This window comes from Spiroplasma eriocheiris, from assembly GCF_001029265.1.
Classification (GTDB): domain Bacteria; phylum Bacillota_I; class Bacilli_A; order Mycoplasmatales; family Mycoplasmataceae; genus Spiroplasma; species Spiroplasma eriocheiris.
Genome location: NZ_CP011856.1, coordinates 1,328,116 through 1,351,066, shown reverse-complemented (window position 1 = coordinate 1,351,066; position 22,951 = coordinate 1,328,116). Strand labels below are relative to the sequence as shown.

The window sequence follows — 22,951 nt, the reverse complement described above, 5'->3', positions numbered from 1 at the left end:
GATTTGAATGAAAACGAGAATTATGACTAACTATCATTATGATTGAGATAGCAACGAAAAAACTTTCTTTGTTTATCAAGATGATATTTGTTTTCATTATGATCAACAACACCAAACTTTAGTGCTAGCGCTCCCATTTAAAAATGAAATTTTTGTTTTAGAAATTTTTAGTTTAGATAATTTGGTAATTGATGTTTACCATTCCCTACCATTAGGACAAGACCAGAAGGATAATATTTTAAATTACGTTATTGAATTATTAGATTTAAATTATGACTTACCAGGTTTTTATTTATTTAGTGCCCAGGATCCGATTTTAAAGTTAATTTATCAAGATCATCTTGGCTTTCGTGCGTATAGTTATTTAAATTTATATGAAGCATTTATGTGAACAATTATTGGTCAACAAATTAATATGAAATTTGCTTATAGTATTAAAAGTGAGCTTGTTAAAAAATATGGGCGAGCAATTAAACACAAAGATTTAACATTATTTGTTTTTCCGACTCCCAAAGTATTAGAAACAGTAAGTTTTGAAGATTTTCAAAAATTAAGGTTATCTAAAAATAAAATTAATACTATTAAGTTAGTGACAACAATGTTTGTTAACCATGAAATTAGTCAGGAAGTATTTAATAGTTTTTCCACCGCCGCGGAAAAGATTAAATTTATTACTAGTATTAAAGGTTTAGGGATTTGGTCTGCAAACTATATTTTGATTCGATCATTAAAACAAAATGATGTTATCTTATTTAAAGATGTAGGATTAAATAATTGTTTAAAAACCTTACTCAATTTAGAAAAAATTGAAGATAGTTTTTTACTAGCCTTACAAGAACGTTATCAACAGTGGTGTCGTTATGCTGTTTTTTATTTATGAAGAGTGTTGTATTAATTTAAAATAAAAAAGGATTACTCATCCTTTAACTCTAATTTAAATTTTATATTCTTTTGCTTCTAATAATTCGATTCTTTCAATAACTGCGCCTAAATTTTTTTCATAAGTTTTTGCCCCATCAATCACACACATTAGGGGATCTTGAGCGGCTCTAACTTTTAATTGGAAAATTGATTCAAAATATTTAACAATTCCCCGAATTAAGGCACCACCTCCACAAATGGTGATTCCATTACGAATAACATCTCCTGCTAATTCTGGTGGTGTTTCTTCTAAAACTTCCACTAATAAATCAGTAATTCTTGAGAATGGTGCTAATAACACATTTTTAATTTCTTCTGGCTTGATCATAACTTCTCGTGGCAAACCAGTAATAATATCACGACCAAAAGCACGAATTGGTTTTTCATTAACAATTTTAACCAATGCTCCAATATCTTTTTTGATTTGTTCAGCGGTTCTGATTCCAATTAAAACATTGTATTCTGCCCGAATATATTTTTGGATTTCTTGATCAAAGTGTTTTCCTGCCACTTTTACTGATTTCGACTTAACAATATCCCCAGCTGATAAGATGGCAATATCTGTTGTTCCTCCCCCAATATCGATAACTAAATTACCTTGGGCAAGTCCAATATTAATACCGGCTCCTAATGCGGCTAGTTTAACTTCTTCTTCAACTAAAACATAACTAGCTCCCATATCCTTAGCAATTGCTTTTAAAGCACTGCGTTCTAATTCAGTAACACCACTAGGACAAGCTAGGATTACTAATGAATTTTTTCAGATACCAGTCATTTTTAATCTACCAAAAATATGTTTTAATAAGTCTTGTGCAGCATCCATGTCCGAAATAACTCCGTCCACTAAAGGAGTTACCATTTTAATATGATCATGAGTTTTCCCAATCATTTTATAAGCTTCTTCTCCTAATGCTACTAATGAATTACTTAAGGTGTCATATGCCATCATTGATGGTTCATTATAGACAATTCCTTGGCCAGCGACATACGCGACAGTATTTGCAGTTCCTAAATCTAATGCTAAAAATGAATATTCTTTTCCAAATTTATAATTAGCCATCTTTTCTTTGCCTCCTACTCTTATATATAAATAAAATATTTATTTTAATATAATAGTCTAATGTAATTATACTATAAAAATGGTATAAATAAAAAGAAAATATATTGCAACTAGTTTTAGTGAGGGAGAATATGTGAGATAATATTATAATTATTGTTGAAGGTAAAACAGATACCAATAAAATTCAGAGTATTTACCCAAATTTGACTTGTGTTGAAACAAATGGCAGTGCAATTGATGGGTCTATTTTACAACGCATCAAACAGTTAAGCTTAACTCATCAAATTATAATTTTTACTGACCCTGATTATCCTGGCCAAAAAATTCGACAAATAGTAAGTGACTATCTAGATAATAAATGTTCGCATGCTTTTATTGATAAGAATCTAGCAATTAAAAATAATAAGGTTGGGATTGCCCAAGCAGTTCCAGAAACAATTAAAAAAGCCCTGGCAAGTGTTGTTCATTTTAATTCTAACCAAGAACCGAGTCTTTCTTGGCACGATTATATTATATTAGTAGATAGCAAACCAAAACGCGATTATCTTAGTCAAAATTTACACTTTACAAAAGTTAATAATAAAACTTTGTATAAATGATTAAATTTAATGGGGGTTAATAAAACAAAAGTTCAAGAAATTTTAAAGGAGCAAATTAATGATGGCACAACAAAATAAAGAAATGATAACACATAATATTTATGCCAAAAAAAGATTTGGTCAAAATTTTTTGACTAATAAACATATTATTAATTTAATTATTGATAGTGTTCTTGGTGATTCTGACCAGGGAATTATTGAAATTGGTCCGGGAATGGGAGCTTTAACGGCGGAAATTATTTATAAAGCTGCCAAAACTGTTGCTATTGAAATTGATGATAATTTAATTGATTTTCTTATTAATAAATATCAAACCGTTAAAAATTTTAAGGTAATCCACCAAGATATTTTAAAAACAAATTTAGACCAGTTGGTGGCTGAAGAATTTTCTAATCTTCAAGAAGTTAATATTATTTCTAACATTCCATACTATATTACTTCACCAATTATTTTTAAATTATTAAAAATAACAAATCCAAAGGTAAAATCTTTTGTGTTGATGATGCAAAAAGAAGTGGGAGAACGAATTTTAGCTCAACCAAATACAAAGAGTTATAATAATTTATCGATTGTTTGCCAATTTTATTGTGACATTGAGAAGGTTACTTTAGTTGGCAAAAATAATTTTGTTCCGGTCCCAAAAGTTGATAGTATTGTTTTAAAATTTACTTTTAATAAAAAATACCATGATATAAAAAATGAAGGATCATTTCTAGAATTTATTCGTTCAATGTTTAGTACAAAACGAAAAACAATTTTAAATAATTTAGGTAATTATTTAAAAAATAAAAGACAAGCAGAAACTATTTTAACTAGTTTAAAATATAGTCATAATTTACGTTCTGAAAATTTAACTTTAAATGACTTCTATCTGTTATATAATAAAATTAATGAAGAGGAGTCTTAATAGATGGAAATCAAATCATATGGGAAAGTTAATTTAACTTTAAAAGTTTATAAAAATAATCGAAAACGAAACTTGCATAAAATTAATTCGATTATGTTTCCCTATCAAGAACTATTTGATATTATTATTGTTAAAAAAAATAGTACACAGCAATTTAAGTTTGAGTGTAATCTTTTGGAATTAAATAATAATGAAAATACAATTGTTAAAGCCTACCAAGCTTTTTTACGAGAGTTTCCTGAATTTAATGCAATTGGGATTGATATTTTTTTAGATAAAAAAACACCAGTTGGTTCTGGGCTAGGTTATTCAAGTAGTAACCAGGTCGCAACCATTAAATTGTTATGTCGGATTTTTAAAATTGATTTTAATAGTAAAAAAATTTTAAATTTAATTAAAAGTTTATCTTGTGATGCCTTATTTTTTTATTATCAAAAACCAGCTCGTATTTTGGGTTATGGTAATCAGATTCGGTTATTATCTAAACACCAAATTACAAAGTATCAGCTTCCAAATTGAAAGGTTATTATTAGTAACATTCCTTCAATCACAAAGGATGTTTATGCTGAATTTGATTTGGATTATTCATATTATAAAAAAAGAAATCGGGTTTTTCCCGAAAAATATTTCAACATGTTAGAAAAACCAGCGTTAAAGATTAACCAAAAATTAAAAGAATTCCATCATAATTTAACAAAACAATATAGCCATGTTTTATTAGCTGGCAGTGGTGGGTCATTTTTAGTTTGATAATCACAACTATTTTGAAAGATATCCGCTATAATTAATTTTAAAGGAGAGTGGCGAAGTGAATAAAGTTTTATTAATTGATGGGAACTCGTTAGTGTTCCGAGCTTTTTATGCAACGGCATATGGGGGAGAAATGTTGAAAAGTATGGATGGGACACCTACCAATGCTGTGTATGCTTTTGCCAATATGCTAAATAAAATCTTAAAAGAAAATAACTATTATTCAGTAGTTGTTGCGTTTGATAAAAATAAAAAGAATTTTCGCCATGATTTACTAGCTAATTATAAGGAGGGACGTAGTAAAACCCCTCAGGAATTAATAACCCAGTTCCCAATTGTTAAAGAATATCTGGATAATTATAATATTCCTTATTTAGAACAGGACGGTTATGAAGCGGATGATTTAATTGGGTGTTTATCAAAATTAGCCGAAACTGAGAATTATTATGTTGACATTTTATCCAGCGATAAGGACCTTTTCCAATTAATTTCTCCCAAAACTAATGTATTAGTAACTAAGCAGGGAATTTCTAATATTGAAATTATTGATGAAAAAGCTTTGCACGAAAAATGAGGAATTACTCCGAACCAAGTTCCCGATTTAAAAGGTTTGATGGGTGATCCTTCTGATAATTTAAAAGGAGTACCTGGTGTTGGTGAAAAAACCGCAATTAAATTAGTTAAAGAATATGGGAGCTTAGAAAATTTATATCAACATATTGATGAAATTAAGGGAAGTTTACATAATAATTTAGCTATGGCAAAAGATGATGCTTTATTATGTAAACAGGTAGCAACAATAGTTTGTGATGTTGCTTTAACTAATTTTAGTTTTGCACCTATTAATCCTGACCATAACAAATTAATTGATTTTTATTTAAAATATAATATGAATTCGTTTGTAAGTAAATTATTTAATGGTAAAGAAGAAAAGATTAATGATCAGCTTAAAGTTAACATTATTGAAGAATGAAAGAAAGAGTATCAAGCTAACCACAATGTTGTTTATTTAGAACTTTTTGATGAAAACTACCATTTATCTGAAATCATTGCCTTTGCAATTATTAATAGCCAGGGTATTTTTTACTATGATTTTAACATTGCTAAATTTGACCAAGCATTTTTAGAATTTTTAACCGATTCGCAATTCGAAAAATGAACATATAATGCAAAAAGTTTAATTGTTAGTTTACACCGTTCAAATATTAGTATTAATAACATTACTTATGACATGATGCTTGCTGGTTATGTTTATAATTCTAATATTAAGAATTCCTTTGATTCTTATATTAAGTTATTTTCTAATAAACAAATTTTAAGTGACGAGTTATTTTATGGGAAAGGGGTTAAAAAAGAAATTCCAAATGATTTAACGCGATTAAGTCATTTTATTTGTGAAAAAGCTAATTATATTTATACTCTGCATGACCAAATTATTAATTTATTAAAAACAAACGAACAATATGAGTTATATTATGATATTGAATTACCAACCGCTTTTGCATTGGCTCAAATGGAAATTAACGGGGTTAAAGTTGACCGTGAAGAATTACAACGCCAAACCTTACGAATTGAACAAATTGTTAATAATTTGAACGAAGAAATTAATACAATGAGTAATCGCGAAATTAACCCTAATTCGCCAAAACAGGTTTCTGAATTATTATTTAAAGATTTAGCTTTACCAGATTATAAAAAAGGATCAACTGCTCAAGAAGTTTTGGAAGGAATTAAGTTAGCCCATCCAATTGTGGCAAAAATATTAGATTATCGGAAATATCAAAAACTATATTCAACATACTTAAAAGGAATGGAAAAATACATTTTTAAAGATGGTAAAGTCCATACAATTTATAAACAAACATTAACAAACACCGGACGGTTATCTTCTGTTGAACCTAATATGCAAAATATTAGTATTCGTGATGAAGTTCAACGAGAAGTCCGCAAAATTTTTACTGTTTCTAACAATAATAATATTTTATTATCTTGTGATTATTCGCAAATTGAATTACGAATTCTAGCTCATATGTCAAAAGATGCTGATTTAATTGCTGCCTTTAACCGGGGTGAAGATATTCATACCAACACAGCGATGAAAATTTTTAATTTACCAAAAGAACAAATTACTCCAAATATTCGGCGTAGTGCTAAGGCCTTTAATTTTGGAATTATCTATGGTATTAGTGATTTTGGGTTAGCGAATGATTTAAATATCTCGGTGACTAAGGCAAAAGAAATTATTGCTAATTACTATAGTCAGTTTCCGACTATTAAGAAATTTATTGATGCCCAGGTTGAATTTTGTAAAAAAAATGGGTATGTCACAACAATTTTTAACCGGAAACGTTATGTTCCAGAGATTAATGACCATAATTATATGCAACGAGAATTCGGGAAACGTGTCGCAATGAACATGCCTATTCAAGGAAGCGCAGCAGATATTATTAAAATTGCTTTAAAAAATATTGATCAAAAATTTAAAGAATTACATTTGCAATCAAAAATAATTGCTCAAATTCACGATGAATTAATTTTTGAAGTTGTTAAAGATGAACTAACCCAAGTGCAAACTATTGTTAAAGAACTGATGGAAAATTCAACGAAACTAGATGTTAAACTAATCGTTGATATGAAAACTGGTTATAGTTGATATGAGTTAAAATAACAAGATTTATTAATTAGGATAGATAAATAATGAAAAATCTTGTTATTTTTTAACAAAAATAATTTAAAAATTATATAATTATTTTTGTTGTTATTTTATTATAAAGATAGAAAAGGAGATTTATGCAAACAAAAAAGAATATCGTTAGTCCAATTCCATTTGCAATTGTTGGTGTCGCACTAGGTTTAACTACCTTAGGAACTGGTTGAACATTATTTGCTAATCAGGGTGGGGGCTTTAGTTTTGAAGCAAATTGAGTACCCAAATTAACAATGACCCTTGCATGTTTATTTGTATTACTAGGAATTATTAAAATGCTGGGTGATCCAAAGTGAACATGAAATCATTTGTTGAAAGATGCCATTGCTTCTTCTCATTTTGCAGTTTTTCCAATGGTAATTATTTCAATTGGAGCATTTATTTTAGGATACCAAGATAAATCCGCAACTGGTACTTACTTACATTCTGGAGGAGTATATTACTTTGGATTAATTGTGTGGTACCTGGGGTTAATTATTCAGCTTTCACATTTTCTATTTTGATTTATTTTAAAATGTTGAACATTTAAATGAGCTGATGTTGATGCCTCATGGTATGTACCACCTGTCGGAATTGCGGCAGCCAATGTAATTCCTGCCCAACAATTAGGTGATCATTATACATTATTTTTACAAGTATTGTGATACATTGTTTTTGCAATGTATATTATTGCTACTCCGATTATTTGATACCGTTATTTATTTATTAAAGGACATGATAGTGAACTACCATCAATGGGAATTTTAACATCTGTGCATTCGCTAATGTTAGTATCTTATTTCTTCGATTTTAATGATACTCCCCAAGAACATCCGAGCTTTATGATTATTTTAGGATCATTCTCACTAGTTATGACTTTAATTATTTATATTACAATGTTTAAAACATTCCGCACCAAATGGTTTAATCCGGGATTATCGGGATACTCATTCCCATTAGCGGTGTCAGCTGTTGGTCGAATTATTTTTGGTGAGTATTTAGCAAAATTAGTAACAAATCCAACAATGCAAAACGAGTTATTAACTACTTTTAAATACTGAGCATTAATTGAATTAATTATTGCCACTGGGGTCTTTATTTATTTAATTGCCGGATTTAGTTATTTATTAGTAACTGATTATATGAATTATTTTAAAAACAACAAACAAGCAACAAAAGCAAAGGCTTAAAAAAAGTATCTATTGAATAGATACTTTTTATTTTAACAATTCTTTAATTTTTTCTTGGTTTAAATGTTGATCAAAAATCTTATCATAATCCACCCGATATTTGTGGGCAATCTGTTTAATTTTACTTTTTGCTTCATCATCAGTCATTGTATCCCCAATATTTGGGTATAAATCAATAATTCGATCAGCTAATTGCACAAAATCTTTTTCTAAGCTATTGAAAACAATTTCTTGAAAGCGGGTGCTAATCGCCGTTGTAATATTAATATAATATTTTTCAACATCCTTAGTTTTAATTAATTCTAAACAATTTTGGTAAATAATTGGTAGATAATAATCACAAATAAAGCGGATGGTATGTTCACGAAAACTTAGGACTCATTTTGCATAATATTCATCTGAAAGATCATTGGTAATTTCTCGTTCTTCATTTAGTTTTTCAAAATTAGGAATAATGAATTGGTTTGTAATTTGGGAAAAAATTGTTGTTAAAAGTAAGTTAAGATTAGTATCTAGTAAGTATTGGTATAATTCACGATATTTTTGATCACTATTTTGCACTAGTAAGTTAATAATATCTTGGTAGTCTGATTCTATAATATCAAGGTTAAAAACAACTTTACTATTTAATTCTTTAACTGGGTAAGTTAATGGCAATTTTTCAAAATATTTTTTATAAAATGGTCGATTAATTGCTTTTTCTAATAATAAATGTTGATGATTATCCGTTATTTTATCAACAGTTATTTTACGGTTTAGTGTTCTTTGACGTTTATATTTTTGATTCCGAATTCTTGTCATTAAGGGTTTGTATAGGGCAATTGTAAAAAGAATTAATGCGACAATTACCAACACTGCAATTCCTCAATCGGGCATAAGTTCACTTCCTAACTATAATTAATATATTAATTATATCTTAATATTTTTCAAACATTATAATTTCTCTTTTTTTCTTTTTGGACAAATAGATAGTTTAATATTTTTTTTACTATAATATAATTAAAGTAGAAAGTGAGTATTACATTATGCCAGAATTACCAGAAGTCGAGACAGTTAAACGAATTTTATTAAAAAATATTAAGGGGATGACAATTACTGATTGTTTAATTTTTACTAATAAAATTATTAAATACCCCACTGTTGACGAATTTAGTCAGCAAATTATTGGCCAAACTATTAACAATATTGAACGGAAAGGTAAGCATTTGCTTTTTATTTTAGATGATTATGTTTTAATTAGTCATTTAAGAATGGAAGGAAAATATTATTTTGTTGATAAAAATAGTGATGGGGATTGAAAACACATTATGGTGGCTTTTGAGTTAAATCACCAATACCAATTACGCTACCATGATACTCGTAAATTTGGAACAATGCATTTGTATCCTAAAAATATCTATTTAACTACCCCACCACTAAATAAACTAGGATTAGAACCATTTGACCCTAATCTAACAGTTGAATATTTACAATCTCGCTGAATGAAAAAAACGCAGCCTATTAAAACAACATTATTGGAACAAGATACAATTGTGGGAATCGGTAATATTTATGCGAATGAAATCTTATTTGAATCACGAATTCATCCAGGCGAAAAAACAAAAAATTTAACAACAACTGATTATCAAAATATTATTGATCATACCCGGAAAGTTTTAACAACGGCAATTAACGAAGGGGGCACAACTATTGCGACCTACCATCCTGAGCCGGGTGTTGATGGGAAGTTTTTACAACATTTAAAAGTTCATGGCCGTGCTAACCAACCGTGCTATGTTTGTCAAACTTTAATTACTAAAGATTTTATTAATGGGCGGGGAACATATTATTGCAGTACTTGCCAAAAGTTAAAATAAATTACTAAGAAAATTAAAAAAAATTATTAAATTTGATCTTTTTAAGGTAATATTTATGTGAGGTTTATTAAAATAACTATTATATTTAACAAGTCAATTACTATTTAGTAGGAAACAGATATTAATACTTTAGGTAATGGTTAGTAAACATAGTTTATTGGACATGCAAAGAAGGTAGAAATTTATGGGCGGTAATTTTGAATTATCATTTATTTGAGGTTATTATTTTTTATCAGCATTAAGAGTTAATGCTCTTTTTTCGCAGATCATTATTAATCGTAATTCTGATTTAAAATTAACAGAGTTTCGCCCGCAAACATTTTCAGAGTTTATTAACCAAGCTTTTTTATATAATTTTTTAGTTATTTTATTATTTTCAAATAATTGGGTAATGCTGTTTTGAGAAATGATTAATGATATTGCCGAAACAATTGAAAAATGTAATTTTAACGAGGGACCGTTGTTCTTTAGCAAGGATAATTATAAAGAAGAAAGCCAATTATATTGTCGCAAAATTACTAATTTTAATTTTTTAAATTTTATGCAATTTAAACTAATTAATGCCCAAGAGAATGATCTGGTGTTACTAATTTAATAATTGCTATTTTAAAATAAGTTACTATTATTTTATTTTTCATAATGTGAAAAATATCTTTTTAAGTATGTTTTTAAAATATTATAGTTATTAAACTAGGGGGAATATTACAATGAAGATTAATAAAAAAAGTCATCGGCCAAATTTCATGCGGGGAGTTAATTTATTATTTAAAAATGTTTTTAAAGATGTTTTTAAAAATTGAATCCAAGTTATTATTTTAACTTTTTTAATTATTATTAGTGCAGTGGGGTTTACTGTTTTACAAACAACAACAACCCGTATGAAAGGTGAATACAATATCGCGATAAAAGAAGGACGCTTACATAGTGCTATTTTTGAAGCCGAGTTTGCTAGCAAAACTTCTGATCCTAATAATCCATTAGGTCCTGATGTTTTTAATGATTACGGTGTCAAGGGAAATTATAACCAACGGGTAATGTATGAAATCCAAGAAAATTTTAATAGTTTATACCCAAGCGTTTATAATACTTTTGACTATATTCGCCGGGAAACACGATTATTTGATAAAAAAATTGCTAATGAAAACTATTTATTTAAAACAATTGCGTATGGAAACAAAAGTAACCTGACTCCCAATGGAAAAATTCCTTTTACTCCAACAGTTGATAATTTAATTATTACTGCAAGGGGAACCTATATGAATGGTCAACAATATGATGGCCACCTTTATGGGGGAATGAATATTGATAGTACTGGAGTGGCAACAAGAGCAGCAGAAGACGATGTTGTGGTTGACCCTATTTTTGCGAGACAAAATAACCTTGTCTTAGGAGACTATCTATGTCCCCAATTAGATGACGGAAAGCTAACTTGTGATCCTACTAAAATTGATCCTAAAACAACTGTTCCTCTGAGAATTGTTGCCTTTGGTTATACTCCTGATTTTACTTATCCAATGGTTGACCCAACTACTGTTTTACCAGATACGAAAAAAGATGCCTTAATTTATGTTAACCCACAAATGTTTGGATTAGTATGAAGTGATGCCGATCCAACCAATGATTATCCGATGGAATATTGAAAACAATATCCTACAAATGATATGATGGCGTTATCGTCAATTGCAGATAAAGAAACATATTATTCAATTAAAATAAATGATTCTCGCCTTACTCCGGAAGTTTTAAATAAGCAAATGGACTATTATATGACACTTGCTGCTGGAAATAAAGGAAAATATATTTACCGGATCTATGATCAAAATTATCGTTTTAGTCCCCGAACTTCAATGATGAATGATATGACAACGTTATATACAACAGCATTAACAATTGGGTTAGTTATTATTTTAATTATTGCCTTCTTTATTATTGTATTGCTAATTAGAAAACAAATTGCCTTTGCACGTCAACGAATTGCAACATTAAAATCATTAGGTTATGATAAACTAACAGTAATTGGGGCATATAGTGCTTATCCGTTAACTATTGGGATTATTGGCGGTTTAATTGGGTGGTTCATTGGAACAGCTATTCAAAATTTACCAGTAAATGCTTTTCAAAAATTCTTTGCGATGCCATTTGCTGGCTTCAATTGGAGCGGGGGGGCTTTTGCAATTTCTGCCATTCTAATTACTGCGGTGCTTGTTTTAATTACTTTCTTTACTGGATGATTTACAATTAGTGGTGATGTTTTAAAATTATATGCTGAACAAAAACAAACCAAATTAGTATCAACAATCCAACGAACATTAACAAAAATTAATCCGCGTCGTAATTTCCATGTCCGGTTCCAAATTGCAATTTTTACAAAATCACTGGGAAGAATGATGATAACCTTTATTGCCTTAATTATTGGGAGTGCGTTAATCACTGCCGCTATTTTTGCTCCCAAATCATTAACAACCATGATTGATAAAACTTATAAAAATAAGGATTACCAAGGGGTTTCCCATTATGAATTACCAATTTGAAACTCACCATTATCAACTTATCGAACATATGATTTATCAGTTGGGAACCATGATGACAATCCGTTTTTAGGACAAGATGCTATTAATGGAAAAATTGCTCCTTATAACTTATTACCAGTGCATATTGATCCGTATATTGTTAATAGCAATTTAGAATTGGCTAAAAAGAATGTGCTAATGTCAGTTATTGGGTCAGGACAATTGCAGAATTCAAATTGATTGCTTTATAATAAAGACTACATTCAATCAATGATTACTGCTGAAAATGCTGGATTATATAGTGACCCAAGTGTGGCACCATTTGCTTATATTACTTGTTCAATTGCTCTTCCCGATTATTCAAGTGTGATTGCAGGGACGATGTCAACTTATGAGTTTGCTTTAAAATATGCTCAGCCTGATCCGAATGAACCAGGGAAAATTATTTGGTACCAAATAGTTGATACTAATGGAATTCCCCAAAAAATTACCGACCGTGATGGGAAAGAAATCCCAATTCCTTCTGATGTTAACTTAAAACCAATGTCAGCAGGAGTATGTAGTTATGAAGGAGTTTTAACCCGATCGCCATGATTTGTGCGGGAAAGATTATCAAGTCCGGACTTAAACCTTCAATATGGAATTGGGTTTGGTGCTATTCCTTATAATCCTAATACTGATCAATCAGCGATTTATTTCAACCCTGTTATTAAAAAGATTAACAACCATAATAATATGGATGGAAACAAAGATAGTATTGATGGATATGGAATTAACCCTTATAACTATTATGTTGATAACAATGGTGATCCTCATTATCTAAATTTAACTAATTTATATGATGAACATGGTCATAATTTAATTAATAATTTAGAAAATTACGAAGTTGATTTAAGTAATCCTAGTGCTGTATTACCTGTGGTAATCAACCAAGCACTAGCTAAAAAACTAAATATAAAAAATGGTGATGTTTTAACAATTTCCCCAAATAATGATACTTTACAATATTACAATGGAACACGGGTTAGAAACTATGAGCCATTTAATGTCAACGGAACCAACACCTCTGATTTAGATTACACAAGTATTCAAAAAGGATTTGGTGGTAATTCAATGACCCAACAGTTACGAGATGCCTTTTGACCAAATCAAAGTACTGTTAAAGTTGGTAGTGATACTTTTGATTTAGCAATTCAACCATATATGGACAGTGTGCAATCATCAAAAGGTAGTGATTTAGCATATAAAGGTGAACACCGGCTATATTATTCAAATAATGCTCAGAACCAAACAACAATGGGTCATTTGATTTATGAAAATAAAGTGTTTACTAGTGCCGTTACCAAAGAACAACAAGTACAAGTGGTTGGCATTGATGAAGACTATGGTAATGGTAAAATGTATACTTTAAATGAACAAACCCGTTTTAAAAATTTAGAAAATATTAAAGATGGGAATGGTGATTTGATTGGTCCGAAATTATATGCTGAAAGAATTTTAAACTTTGATAAGTTACGTGATTATTTAGTTCCTATTTTTAACCTAAGTAATTTAAATGCGTCAACATTAAATTATACAGCAGGGTTATATAATAGCTATCTTTATGGCAAAGCATATGATGCCATCACCCAAACAATTGATTTTAAAATTGTTAATAGTTGATCTACTTCAGAAAAACTTGAATTTTATAATCATCTCCGTCTATTTGATTCCTTATATCCAGTTTGAAACGCCAAATTTACGACTTCTACAGCCCTTGATGATGTGCAAAGTAGTATTGGACTCCATCAAAATGAGGGAGACTATACAAGATTAACACTTGGTGGTGGACAAGAATTTGGACCTGGTGCGGATTTAACAACAATGTATCCGCAATATGGTTATGCGGGATTAACTTTTGATGCTTTATTATCACAACAATTACATGTTATTGAAAGTTTTGTTAATTTAATTACAATTGCGTTATATTTCTTTTTAGCAATCGCAATTGCAATCTGTTTTATCATTATTGTCTTTACTGCTAATATGATTATTACAGAAAATAAACGATTAATTTCAACAATGAAAGTGGTAGGTTATCGAAATCGTGAAATTACCAAAGCAATTTTAGGAATGTATTTCCCAGTTATTGTCGTTGGCTTAGGTTTAGGAATCTTAGCTGGTTGATTCATTTATGCGGCAGTCATCGGAGCGTTAGTTGGTTGATTTGTATTACCAATTATTAAAACATGGTTATTATTTGTAATTATTATTATAATTGTATTAATAACCTATATTATTTCATTACTTGGTGGTTATATTTCATTAAAACGTACTCGCGTCTTAGATGCTTTACAAGAATAAAATTAAAAACCCAACTTGAGATCAAGTTGGGTTTTTAATTATCTTTAATTATTATTGTTAAAAATAAAAATAACCTCAAGCGCTAACTTGAGGTCTAGAAAAAACTATGAAAAAACTATTTACGAACGGAAACTCATTATTTAACCAGGTAAAGGAGGCCCTTCCAAACCCTGGAACAAATTTCTATCCACTATATGTTACCATATAGCATTTTTATAATAGCATAGTAAATTCTAAAATAAATAGATTTCACAAATATGAAAAAAATTAATTTAATAAATTAAAAACTCTATATTTGTTGAATTTTTTAAGTTAGTAGATATTTAAAATCTTAAAAAACAAAACAAATTTGAAAAAACAAAAAACACAGTAATACTGTGTTTAGAAAAAATTATGAAAAACTATTTTGAACGGAAACATATTGTTTGGTTAAGATTTTATCTTAACCTGTCTTTATGATAACATATTTTGTAAAAGTGTGTAATTTTTCCCCAAAAAAGCAATAATTTTTTAATTTTATTTGGAAAGTTTTGAAAAATATGTGATATTTTTTAAAACTTTGTTAATTCTTATTTTTTCCCGAGATTTATTAGGCAAAAGGTTTATAATATTAATGTTAAAGTTAAATATATAGAAGGAGAAAAAACAATATGGCAAGAAAATATCATGCAAGATTAGTAAATGCTAAAGGAATGGTTGACAAAGCTCATCAAAATAAATATGCTGTTGGTCATTTTAACATTAATAATCTAGAATGAACAAAAGCATTATTAGAAGTGGCCCAAGCAACTAACACTCCAATTATTTTAGGGGTATCAGAAGGTGCAAACAAATATATGGGAGGATTTAAAGTTGTTGAAGCAATGGTAACTAATTTATTAGATTCTTTAAACATAACTGTTCCTGTTGCATTACACTTAGATCATGGTCAATCAGTCGAAAGCTGTAAAGCAGCGATTGACGCGGGATTTTCGTCAGTAATGTATGATGGAAGTCATCATCCATTTGAAGAAAACTATAAAAATACCCAAGAAGTTATTGCCTATGCGAATGCTCATGAAGTTTCAGTGGAAGCTGAAATTGGAACAATTGGCGGTGAAGAAGACGGGGTTATTGGAGCCGGTGAAATTGGTGATCCAGCCGAAGCTAAAAAAATGGTCGATTTAGGAGTTAGTTTTTTAGCCGCTGGAATTGGAAACATTCATGGACCTTATCCTAAAGGATGAAAAGGATTGAATTTTGATGCACTAGAAAAAATTCAAGCGGCAGCTCAAATTGGAATGGTATTACATGGGGGTAGTGGAATTCCCCAAGACCAAGTGATGAAAGCAATTTCATTAGGAATTAGTAAAGTCAATGTTAATACTGAATTACAAATTGCTTTTGCGGCAGCCACAAGAAAATATATTGAAGAAGGTAAAGATAAACCAGAAAATGGTAAAGGATTTGACCCTCGTAAATTATTACATCCCGGTGTTGAAGCAATTAAAGAAACTTTTAGTGAATTAACTGGTTGATTTGGTTGCAAAGGTAAAGCTTAGGAATTAAATTTTAGCGGAGGCATTTTTACTAAAATAATTTTGGTAAAAATGTTTTCTTTTCGTTAATTATTTTTATTTTAAAATTATAAACCATAAAGTTTAAAGTAAAAATAATTAAGACTATAATTAAAATTAAATTAGAAGAAGGAGGAATAATATGGAAAATAAAAAAATTACCGGTGCCGATATTGTTGTTGATACCTTAATTAACCAAAATGTTGAATATATTTTTGGTATCCCTGGTGCCAAAATTGATAAAGTTTTTGATGTCTTATTAGATCGGGGACCAAAATTAATCTTAACTCGTCATGAACAAAATGCTGCTTTTATTGCCGGCGGAATTGGAAGAATTACTGGGAAGCCAGGAGTTGTTTTGGTAACCAGTGGACCAGGTGCTTCTAATTTAGCAACTGGCTTAGTTACTGCGAATGCGGAAGGAGACCCAATCGTTGCGATTGCCGGGAATGTTTCCCGAGCTGATAGTTTAAAAAGAACCCATCAATCAATGGATAATGCGGCATTATTTGCCCCAATTACTAAATATAGTAAAGAAGTAGTGCACCCCGATAATATTTCAGAAGCCTTGGTTAACGCCTTTCGGGAAGCAACGTCACCACGGAAAGGAGCCACTTTTGTTTCTTTGCCCCAAGATATTGTTAATGCGACTGATTTAAAAGAAACCGCAATTCTGCCTTTTAATAAGCATGATTTAGGACCAGCTGAGGAATCAAAAATTGACCAGTTAATAGTAGAAATTAAAAAAGCAAAATTGCCAGTTTTATTGTTAGGAATGCGTTCGTCAAGTCGAGAAGTAACAACAGTAATTCGTAAATTATTAACAAAAACAAAAATTCCAGTTGTGGAAACTTTCCAAGCAGCCGGAGTAATTTCCCGAGAATTAGAAACTTGTTTTTATGGTCGTGTTGGTTTATTTAAAAACCAACCAGGAGATATTTTATTAGACCAATCAGATTTAGTAATTGCGGTTGGTTATGATCCGATTGAATATGATCCTGTTGTATGAAATCATGATAAAAAATCAAAAATTATTCATATTGATGAAGTAATTGCGGATATTGATAATTATTACCAACCAGAATTAGAGTTAATAGGAGATTTACCAGCTACTCTAAATAAATTTATTGATAAATTTGAAGGATTAACATTAAACCCAACAGAAGATAAAATATTAAATGATTTACACACTAGATTAATGGCTAGCCAAAATGTTAAGAGTACGAGTGATAGTAACTTAACTCATCCTTTACATATTATCAATACTCTCCGTGCTTTAATTGATGATAAGGTTACAGTAGCCGTTGACGTTGGTTCAATTTATATTTGAATGGCTCGTCACTTCCGTTCATATGAACCACGAAGATTGTTATTTAGTAATGGAATGCAAACATTAGGAGTAGCTTTACCATGAGGGATTGCTGCTTGTTTAGTTCGTCCGGGAGAAAAAGTAGTTTCAATGTCAGGAGATGGAGGATTCTTATTTTCGGCAATGGAGTTAGAAACTGCTGTGCGATTAAATTTACCACTAGTCCACTTAATTTGAAATGATGGTTATTTTGATATGGTGGCCTTCCAACAAAACATGAAATACAACCGTACTTCTGCAGTAGAACTGGGACCAGTTGATTTTGTTAAATATGCTGAAAGTTTCGGAGCTATCGGTTTGCGTGTTAATCACCCCAGTGAACTGCAAAGCGTGTTAGAACAAGCATTAGCTGCTAACAAACCAGTTATTGTTGATATTCCGGTTGATTATAAAGATAATATTTTACTAGCTAAAACATTACTTGATAAGGAAATTTACTAATGAAAAAAAATTATTCTCAATTATATCAATATTCAACAATTGCTAGTTTATTTGCGGGAAACTATGATGGTTCAATTACTTTCAAAGAATTATTAAAACATGGAGATTTTGGGTTAGGAACTTTTGACCATTTAGATGGGGAATTAATTGTTTTAGATGGAAAAGCCTATCAATTAAAAGCCGATGGTAGTGTGCATAATGTTAAACCTGATTGAACTTCATCTTTTGCTTCGTTAAGTTTTTTCAAAACGGATAAAACATTTACCTTGGAAAAAACAGTTACTCTAGAAGAGTTAGAAGCAATTATTAGTGAACATTTTCCTAGTAAAAACATCTTTTATGCTTTAAAAGTTAATGGTTATTTTGAAGAAATTTCAACAAGAACAGTGGCATATCAAGAAAAACCATATCCAACTTTAATTAATGCAACTAAAGATCAGGGAGTTGCTAAATTTGAAAACTTGCAGGGTACCTTAGCTGGTTTTTGAACTCCTGAATTTGCTAACACAATTGGGGTTCATAACTACCATTTACATTTTTTAGATGATAGTAAAACTAAAGGTGGACATGTTTTCAATTTTCAATTAGTAAATCCCACTGTTGAAATTTCTTATTTAACGACAACACTTTTAGTGTTACCAACCAATGAAGAATATTTATCTGCGGATTTAGAAAATGAAAATTTACAAGCAGAAATTCATGCTTCTGAACGGCACCGAGGATAAAAAAACAATGTTTTAGAACATTGTTTTTTTATTTATTTGTTATTAAGATATAATTTATATAATAGATGTGATGTGGGAGTTAGCAAAGGAGAATTAAAATTGTGGATTACAAAATAACTTGTCCTCATTGTGGAAAAACAATTGATTTACAAAAATTGGATTTAGCAAAAGATGAACATATTAAAGCTTTTATTAATCAAGAAGTAAAAGAAAAGTTAGAAGCTAGTCAATTAAAATTAAAAGCTGAATACAATGATTTATTAATTATTAAAGCTAAAGAACAAGAGGAAAACTTACGCTTAAAAATCACAAATGAATTTCATGAAAAAGAAAAAGAATTCCATAAACAGTTAAGTGCTTTAAGCCAACTTAATATTCATTTTCAAGAAACGCAAAAAACTCACCAGGCAGATTTAGCAAATGAGAGAAAGAATTATACCGAATTGATGCAAACATTTAATAACTTAAAAGATACTTTGACAGATTCCCTTCAAAAAAATTTTGACTACCGTTATGAACAAGCTACCAAAGAATATCACGATAAAGTTAATCAGTTGAATGAACAGATCCGGATTTTAACAAATGTCAAAAATAAAGGAAACCAATCAGAAAAAGATTTTGCAGATTTTTTAACTAATCAATTTGAGCAATATGGTGATGTTATTGAGCGTGTTAATCCGGGTAAAAACGGGGCGGATATTGTTCACCAAGTAAAAATTAGTAATCATAAATTTGAAGAAATTTATTATGAAATTAAGGATGTTGATACTTTCCAAACCAACTATATTACCAAGTTTATTCAGGATATCAACAATCGTAATTTACAATTTGGAGCTATTATTGCTCGTAATATTCCTGCGGAGTGAAGAAACAATGGTGAATATATCAAAGAAATTGATAACAATCCGGGATTATTTGTCTGTACTTTCGAAGCAGCACGTGTATTATTTATTCTCTTACGAAAACTAGTTTTAGAAACTGAAAAAATAAAAATTACTAATCAGCAAGAATATGATTTAAAAACTGAAATTTACCAAAAAATTAATTCCCCTGAATTTCGTGCACTTTTTAAAAAGATTAATGAATTACTAACGGATGCTAATAAAAAATTAACCACTTTAAATAATACTTTTATCAAAACTTATGGTGAATTATTGGCTATTAATAGTGATATTGAAAGTAATATTTTAAACTTAATTGCTAGTTTAAAACTAAATTAAAAGGAGAGGGGCGATATAAAAAATGTGATTTAACAAAACAGAAGAAGAATTAGAACAAGAGTTAGAAACAAGTATTGAACAGGGGCTAACAACCGAACAGGCCCAAGCAAAATTAAAGAAAAATGGTAAGAATGAATTAGTAAAGACTAAAAATCGCCATTGAAGTTTAATTTTTTTACTAGCGTTAATTGAACCATTATCATTAATTTTAATTGTTGCCGGAGTGATCTCAATTGTTGTTGAGCGCATTATTAATCAACACATTGATTTTATTGATTTTATTGTGATTATGGCAATTGTTATTATCAATGCTTTAATTCAAACAATTCAGCAAATGAAGGCGCGCAAATCTTTAGAAGCACTCCAGCAATTAACAATTCCCATGGCGGTTGTGAAACGGGATGGTGAAATTGTTGAAATCCTAGCTATTGAATTAGTAGTTGGGGATGTTGTTATTTTAGAGGCAGGTAAATACATCCCGGCTGATATCCGTCTTGTTGAAGCAAGTAATTTACAAATTGATGAATCAGCTTTAACCGGAGAGTCAGTTCCTGTTGAAAAAAATAGTAAAATTATTAATAAAGATAAATTAGTGTTAGCTGAGCAACATAACATTGCTTTTATGTCAACTTTTATTACCAATGGTCGAGCAATTGGGGTTGTGGTGGCTAATGCTGTTGATAGTGAAATTGGGAAAATTGCTAAAAGTGTTTCGGAAACAAAACAAAATAAAACACCACTGCAACTACGGTTAGCAAAATTAACAAAATGAGTTTCAGCGTTTGCTGTTATTTTAGCAATTGCGGTTTTCGTTTTCTTCTTTTTTATGGATGAAAATGATTGACCAGTTAACATGATGACTTCGGTTACTATTGCAATTGCAGTTATTCCTGAGTCGTTGATGGTGATTGTTTCTGTTATCTTGTCATTGTCAACTAAAAGAATGTCAAATGTTAATGTTATTGTTAAAAAATTAGATGCGGTGGAAACTTTGGGATCTGTCAATATTATTTGTTCGGATAAAACCGGAACGTTAACCCAAAATAAAATGACGGTGAAAGAAGTTATTATTGATAATAATATCTTAAAAGCAAATGCTTATAAACATCATAAAGAAAGCCCCCACCACCAGCATTTTATTAATTGTTTAACATTGTGTAACGATGCTATTAATGAGAAAAAAGAAAAAATTGGTGATCCCACTGAAATTGCCTTAGTTGACTTTACAAGAGCAATTACGATTCGTGAAACCGAATGAAGAAAAAAATATAAACGGGTGGATGAAATCCCCTTTGATTCTGACCGTAAATTAATGACAACTGTTAATAAAGTTAATAATAAAAAAATTGTTTACACCAAAGGGGCAATCGACCAACTATTAGAACGCTGTACAAAAATATATTTAGATGAAAAAATCATTCCGTTAACAGCAGAACTTAAAAAAATCGTTCATTCGGAAGCAATGAAATTATCCCATGAAGCGTTACGGGTATTAGCATTTGCGTTCAAAGAACAAGATGACTCTCCGCTGGAAAGTGATTTGATTTTCTTAGGTGCGGTTGGTATGATTGATCCACCCCGCCCCGAAGCAATTGTCGCAATTGAAAAAGCCCACCATGCGGGGATTAGAGTGGTAATGATTACTGGTGATCATAAAGTTACAGCCTTTGCAATTGCACAACAATTAAAAATTGTTGATTCCGAAGAAAATGTAATGAATGGTCATCAAATTGATAGTATTGATAATGATCAGTTAAAAGAAAAGTTAAAAACTGTAAATGTATTTGCTCGGGTTAACCCTGAACATAAAACCCGAATTGTCGAGTGCTTACAAGAACTAAATTATGTAGTTTCAATGACTGGTGATGGTGTTAATGATGCACCAAGTTTAAGTAAAGCTGATATTGGCGTTGCGATGGGAATTACTGGTACTGATGTGTCAAAAGAAGCGGCCAATATTATTTTACAAGATGATAACTTTTCAACTATTATTAAAGGGGTTGAAGAAGGCCGTAATGTTTATCAAAAAATTAAACGGGCAATCATTTTTGTTATTTCTGCTAATATTGCCCAGGTGCTAGCATTTTTATTGATTTCAATTATCACAACCATTAAACCTTTTGAATCAGTAAATATTCTATGGTTTAACTTAATTATTGAAACTTTATTAGCGATTCCAATTGGTCTTGACCATAATGATGGTAGTTTAATGCTCGATAAGCCGCGAAATAAAAAAGAATCATTCTTCTCCCATGAACTGCTAACATTATTCTTTATTAGTTTCATTACAGCAGCTAGTGTTATTGCAACCTTCTTTATTGGGCGCGAAGTGTTTGATAGTAATGCCGATGCCAAAATAGCAGCGGTGCTAGTAATGACTTGTGCTCCGGCGATTTATGTATATGCAATACGTTTACCAAATTACAAAATAAAATATCATCAAAAACATAAATTAAATTATTACTTACTAGGTTCAATATTTTTGACCTTAATTTTAAACTTTATGATTGTTTACATTCCTGGTTTAAATCAAATTTTCTTAAATGATCCAACTGGTGTGATTTATTCTACACCACCAACGTTGTCGTGACAGATGAGTTTAGTTTCCTTAGCGATGATGTGTGTTCCTTTAGTCGGAATTATCTTATATGGACAAATTCGTCATTTAATTAAAAAATAATTAATAATTAATCAAGTTTCCATTATTGGTAACTTGATTTTTAATTTGTTTTTAAGTTTATTAAATTTAATAGTAGGCGGGCAGATTGCTTTTTTTTTTTTTTTTAATTACAATAAAATAAGTAGTTAACCCTTAAAC

16 protein-coding genes are annotated in these 22,951 nt (G+C 30.0%); 14 read left to right on the top strand and 2 right to left on the bottom strand.

The genetic code is table 4. From position 1 onward, the window contains the following. The first annotated feature begins 7 nt into the window (after positions 1–7). Entirely contained in the window at positions 8–895 is an 888-nt protein-coding gene (locus SERIO_RS06135; RefSeq protein WP_047791950.1) for a DNA-3-methyladenine glycosylase family protein, read from the top strand. Between the two features lie 39 nt (positions 896–934). On the opposite strand, the gene SERIO_RS06130 is transcribed toward SERIO_RS06135, so the two are convergent. Next, on the bottom strand, positions 935–1,981 hold the full coding sequence (locus tag SERIO_RS06130; protein ID WP_047791949.1) for a rod shape-determining protein: 1,047 nt from the start codon (positions 1,979–1,981) through the stop codon (positions 935–937). Between the two features lie 131 nt (positions 1,982–2,112). Between SERIO_RS06130 and rnmV the strand changes: the two genes are divergently transcribed. From rnmV to SERIO_RS06105, 5 genes are all read left to right on the top strand, one after another. Continuing rightward, positions 2,113–2,658 (top strand): ribonuclease M5, encoded by a 546-nt coding sequence (gene rnmV / locus SERIO_RS06125; RefSeq protein ID WP_047791948.1) that lies wholly within the window; start codon positions 2,113–2,115, stop codon positions 2,656–2,658. Further along, on the top strand, positions 2,639–3,487 hold the full coding sequence (gene rsmA, locus SERIO_RS06120) for a 16S rRNA (adenine(1518)-N(6)/adenine(1519)-N(6))-dimethyltransferase RsmA (RefSeq protein WP_236682146.1): 849 nt from the start codon (positions 2,639–2,641) through the stop codon (positions 3,485–3,487). The genes rnmV and rsmA overlap by 20 nt, the downstream gene beginning before the upstream one ends. A gap of 3 nt (positions 3,488–3,490) precedes the next feature. Next, the gene (locus tag SERIO_RS06115) at positions 3,491–4,240 is read left to right on the top strand and encodes a GHMP family kinase ATP-binding protein (RefSeq protein WP_047791946.1); all 750 of its coding nucleotides are present in this window, start codon (positions 3,491–3,493) and stop codon (positions 4,238–4,240) included. A 55-nt stretch (positions 4,241–4,295) separates the two neighbouring features. Continuing rightward, positions 4,296–6,905 carry a DNA polymerase I gene (gene polA / locus SERIO_RS06110; RefSeq protein ID WP_047791945.1) on the top strand — a complete coding sequence of 870 codons (2,610 nt, stop codon included), beginning with the start codon at positions 4,296–4,298 and terminating at the stop codon, positions 6,903–6,905. A gap of 122 nt (positions 6,906–7,027) precedes the next feature. Next, positions 7,028–8,113, top strand: a complete 1,086-nt coding sequence (locus SERIO_RS06105; RefSeq protein WP_047791944.1) for an SLAC1 family transporter — start codon at positions 7,028–7,030, stop codon at positions 8,111–8,113. A 27-nt stretch (positions 8,114–8,140) separates the two neighbouring features. Here SERIO_RS06105 and SERIO_RS06100 read toward each other — a convergent pair whose 3' ends face one another. Further along, positions 8,141–8,989: a hypothetical protein gene (locus SERIO_RS06100; protein WP_047791943.1), complete on the bottom strand. Its 849-nt coding sequence runs from the start codon at positions 8,987–8,989 to the stop codon at positions 8,141–8,143. Between the two features lie 149 nt (positions 8,990–9,138). Here SERIO_RS06100 and mutM point away from each other — a divergent pair, with 149 nt between their 5' ends. The 8 genes from mutM (at position 9,139) to SERIO_RS06060 (ending at position 22,813) form a co-directional block, all read left to right on the top strand. Then, positions 9,139–9,969, top strand: a complete 831-nt coding sequence (mutM, locus tag SERIO_RS06095) for a DNA-formamidopyrimidine glycosylase (protein WP_047791942.1) — start codon at positions 9,139–9,141, stop codon at positions 9,967–9,969. 184 nt (positions 9,970–10,153) lie between these two features. Beyond that, on the top strand, positions 10,154–10,564 hold the full coding sequence (locus tag SERIO_RS06090) for a hypothetical protein (RefSeq protein ID WP_047791941.1): 411 nt from the start codon (positions 10,154–10,156) through the stop codon (positions 10,562–10,564). 112 nt (positions 10,565–10,676) lie between these two features. Beyond that, on the top strand, positions 10,677–14,822 hold the full coding sequence (locus SERIO_RS06085; RefSeq protein ID WP_047791940.1) for an ABC transporter permease: 4,146 nt from the start codon (positions 10,677–10,679) through the stop codon (positions 14,820–14,822). Positions 14,823–15,472: 650 nt separating this feature from the next. Next, entirely contained in the window at positions 15,473–16,363 is an 891-nt protein-coding gene (gene fba, locus SERIO_RS06080) for a class II fructose-1,6-bisphosphate aldolase (protein ID WP_047791939.1), read from the top strand. A gap of 157 nt (positions 16,364–16,520) precedes the next feature. After that, positions 16,521–18,188 carry an acetolactate synthase AlsS gene (alsS, locus tag SERIO_RS06075; RefSeq protein WP_047791938.1) on the top strand — a complete coding sequence of 556 codons (1,668 nt, stop codon included), beginning with the start codon at positions 16,521–16,523 and terminating at the stop codon, positions 18,186–18,188. Next, positions 18,188–18,913 (top strand): acetolactate decarboxylase, encoded by a 726-nt coding sequence (gene budA, locus SERIO_RS06070; RefSeq protein ID WP_047791937.1) that lies wholly within the window; start codon positions 18,188–18,190, stop codon positions 18,911–18,913. The genes alsS and budA overlap by 1 nt, the downstream gene beginning before the upstream one ends. A gap of 101 nt (positions 18,914–19,014) precedes the next feature. Further along, positions 19,015–20,133: a DUF2130 domain-containing protein gene (locus SERIO_RS06065; protein ID WP_047791936.1), complete on the top strand. Its 1,119-nt coding sequence runs from the start codon at positions 19,015–19,017 to the stop codon at positions 20,131–20,133. A 22-nt stretch (positions 20,134–20,155) separates the two neighbouring features. Continuing rightward, positions 20,156–22,813, top strand: coding sequence for a cation-translocating P-type ATPase (locus SERIO_RS06060; RefSeq protein WP_047791935.1), 2,658 nt, complete (start codon positions 20,156–20,158; stop codon positions 22,811–22,813). Positions 22,814–22,951: the final 138 nt, after the last annotated feature.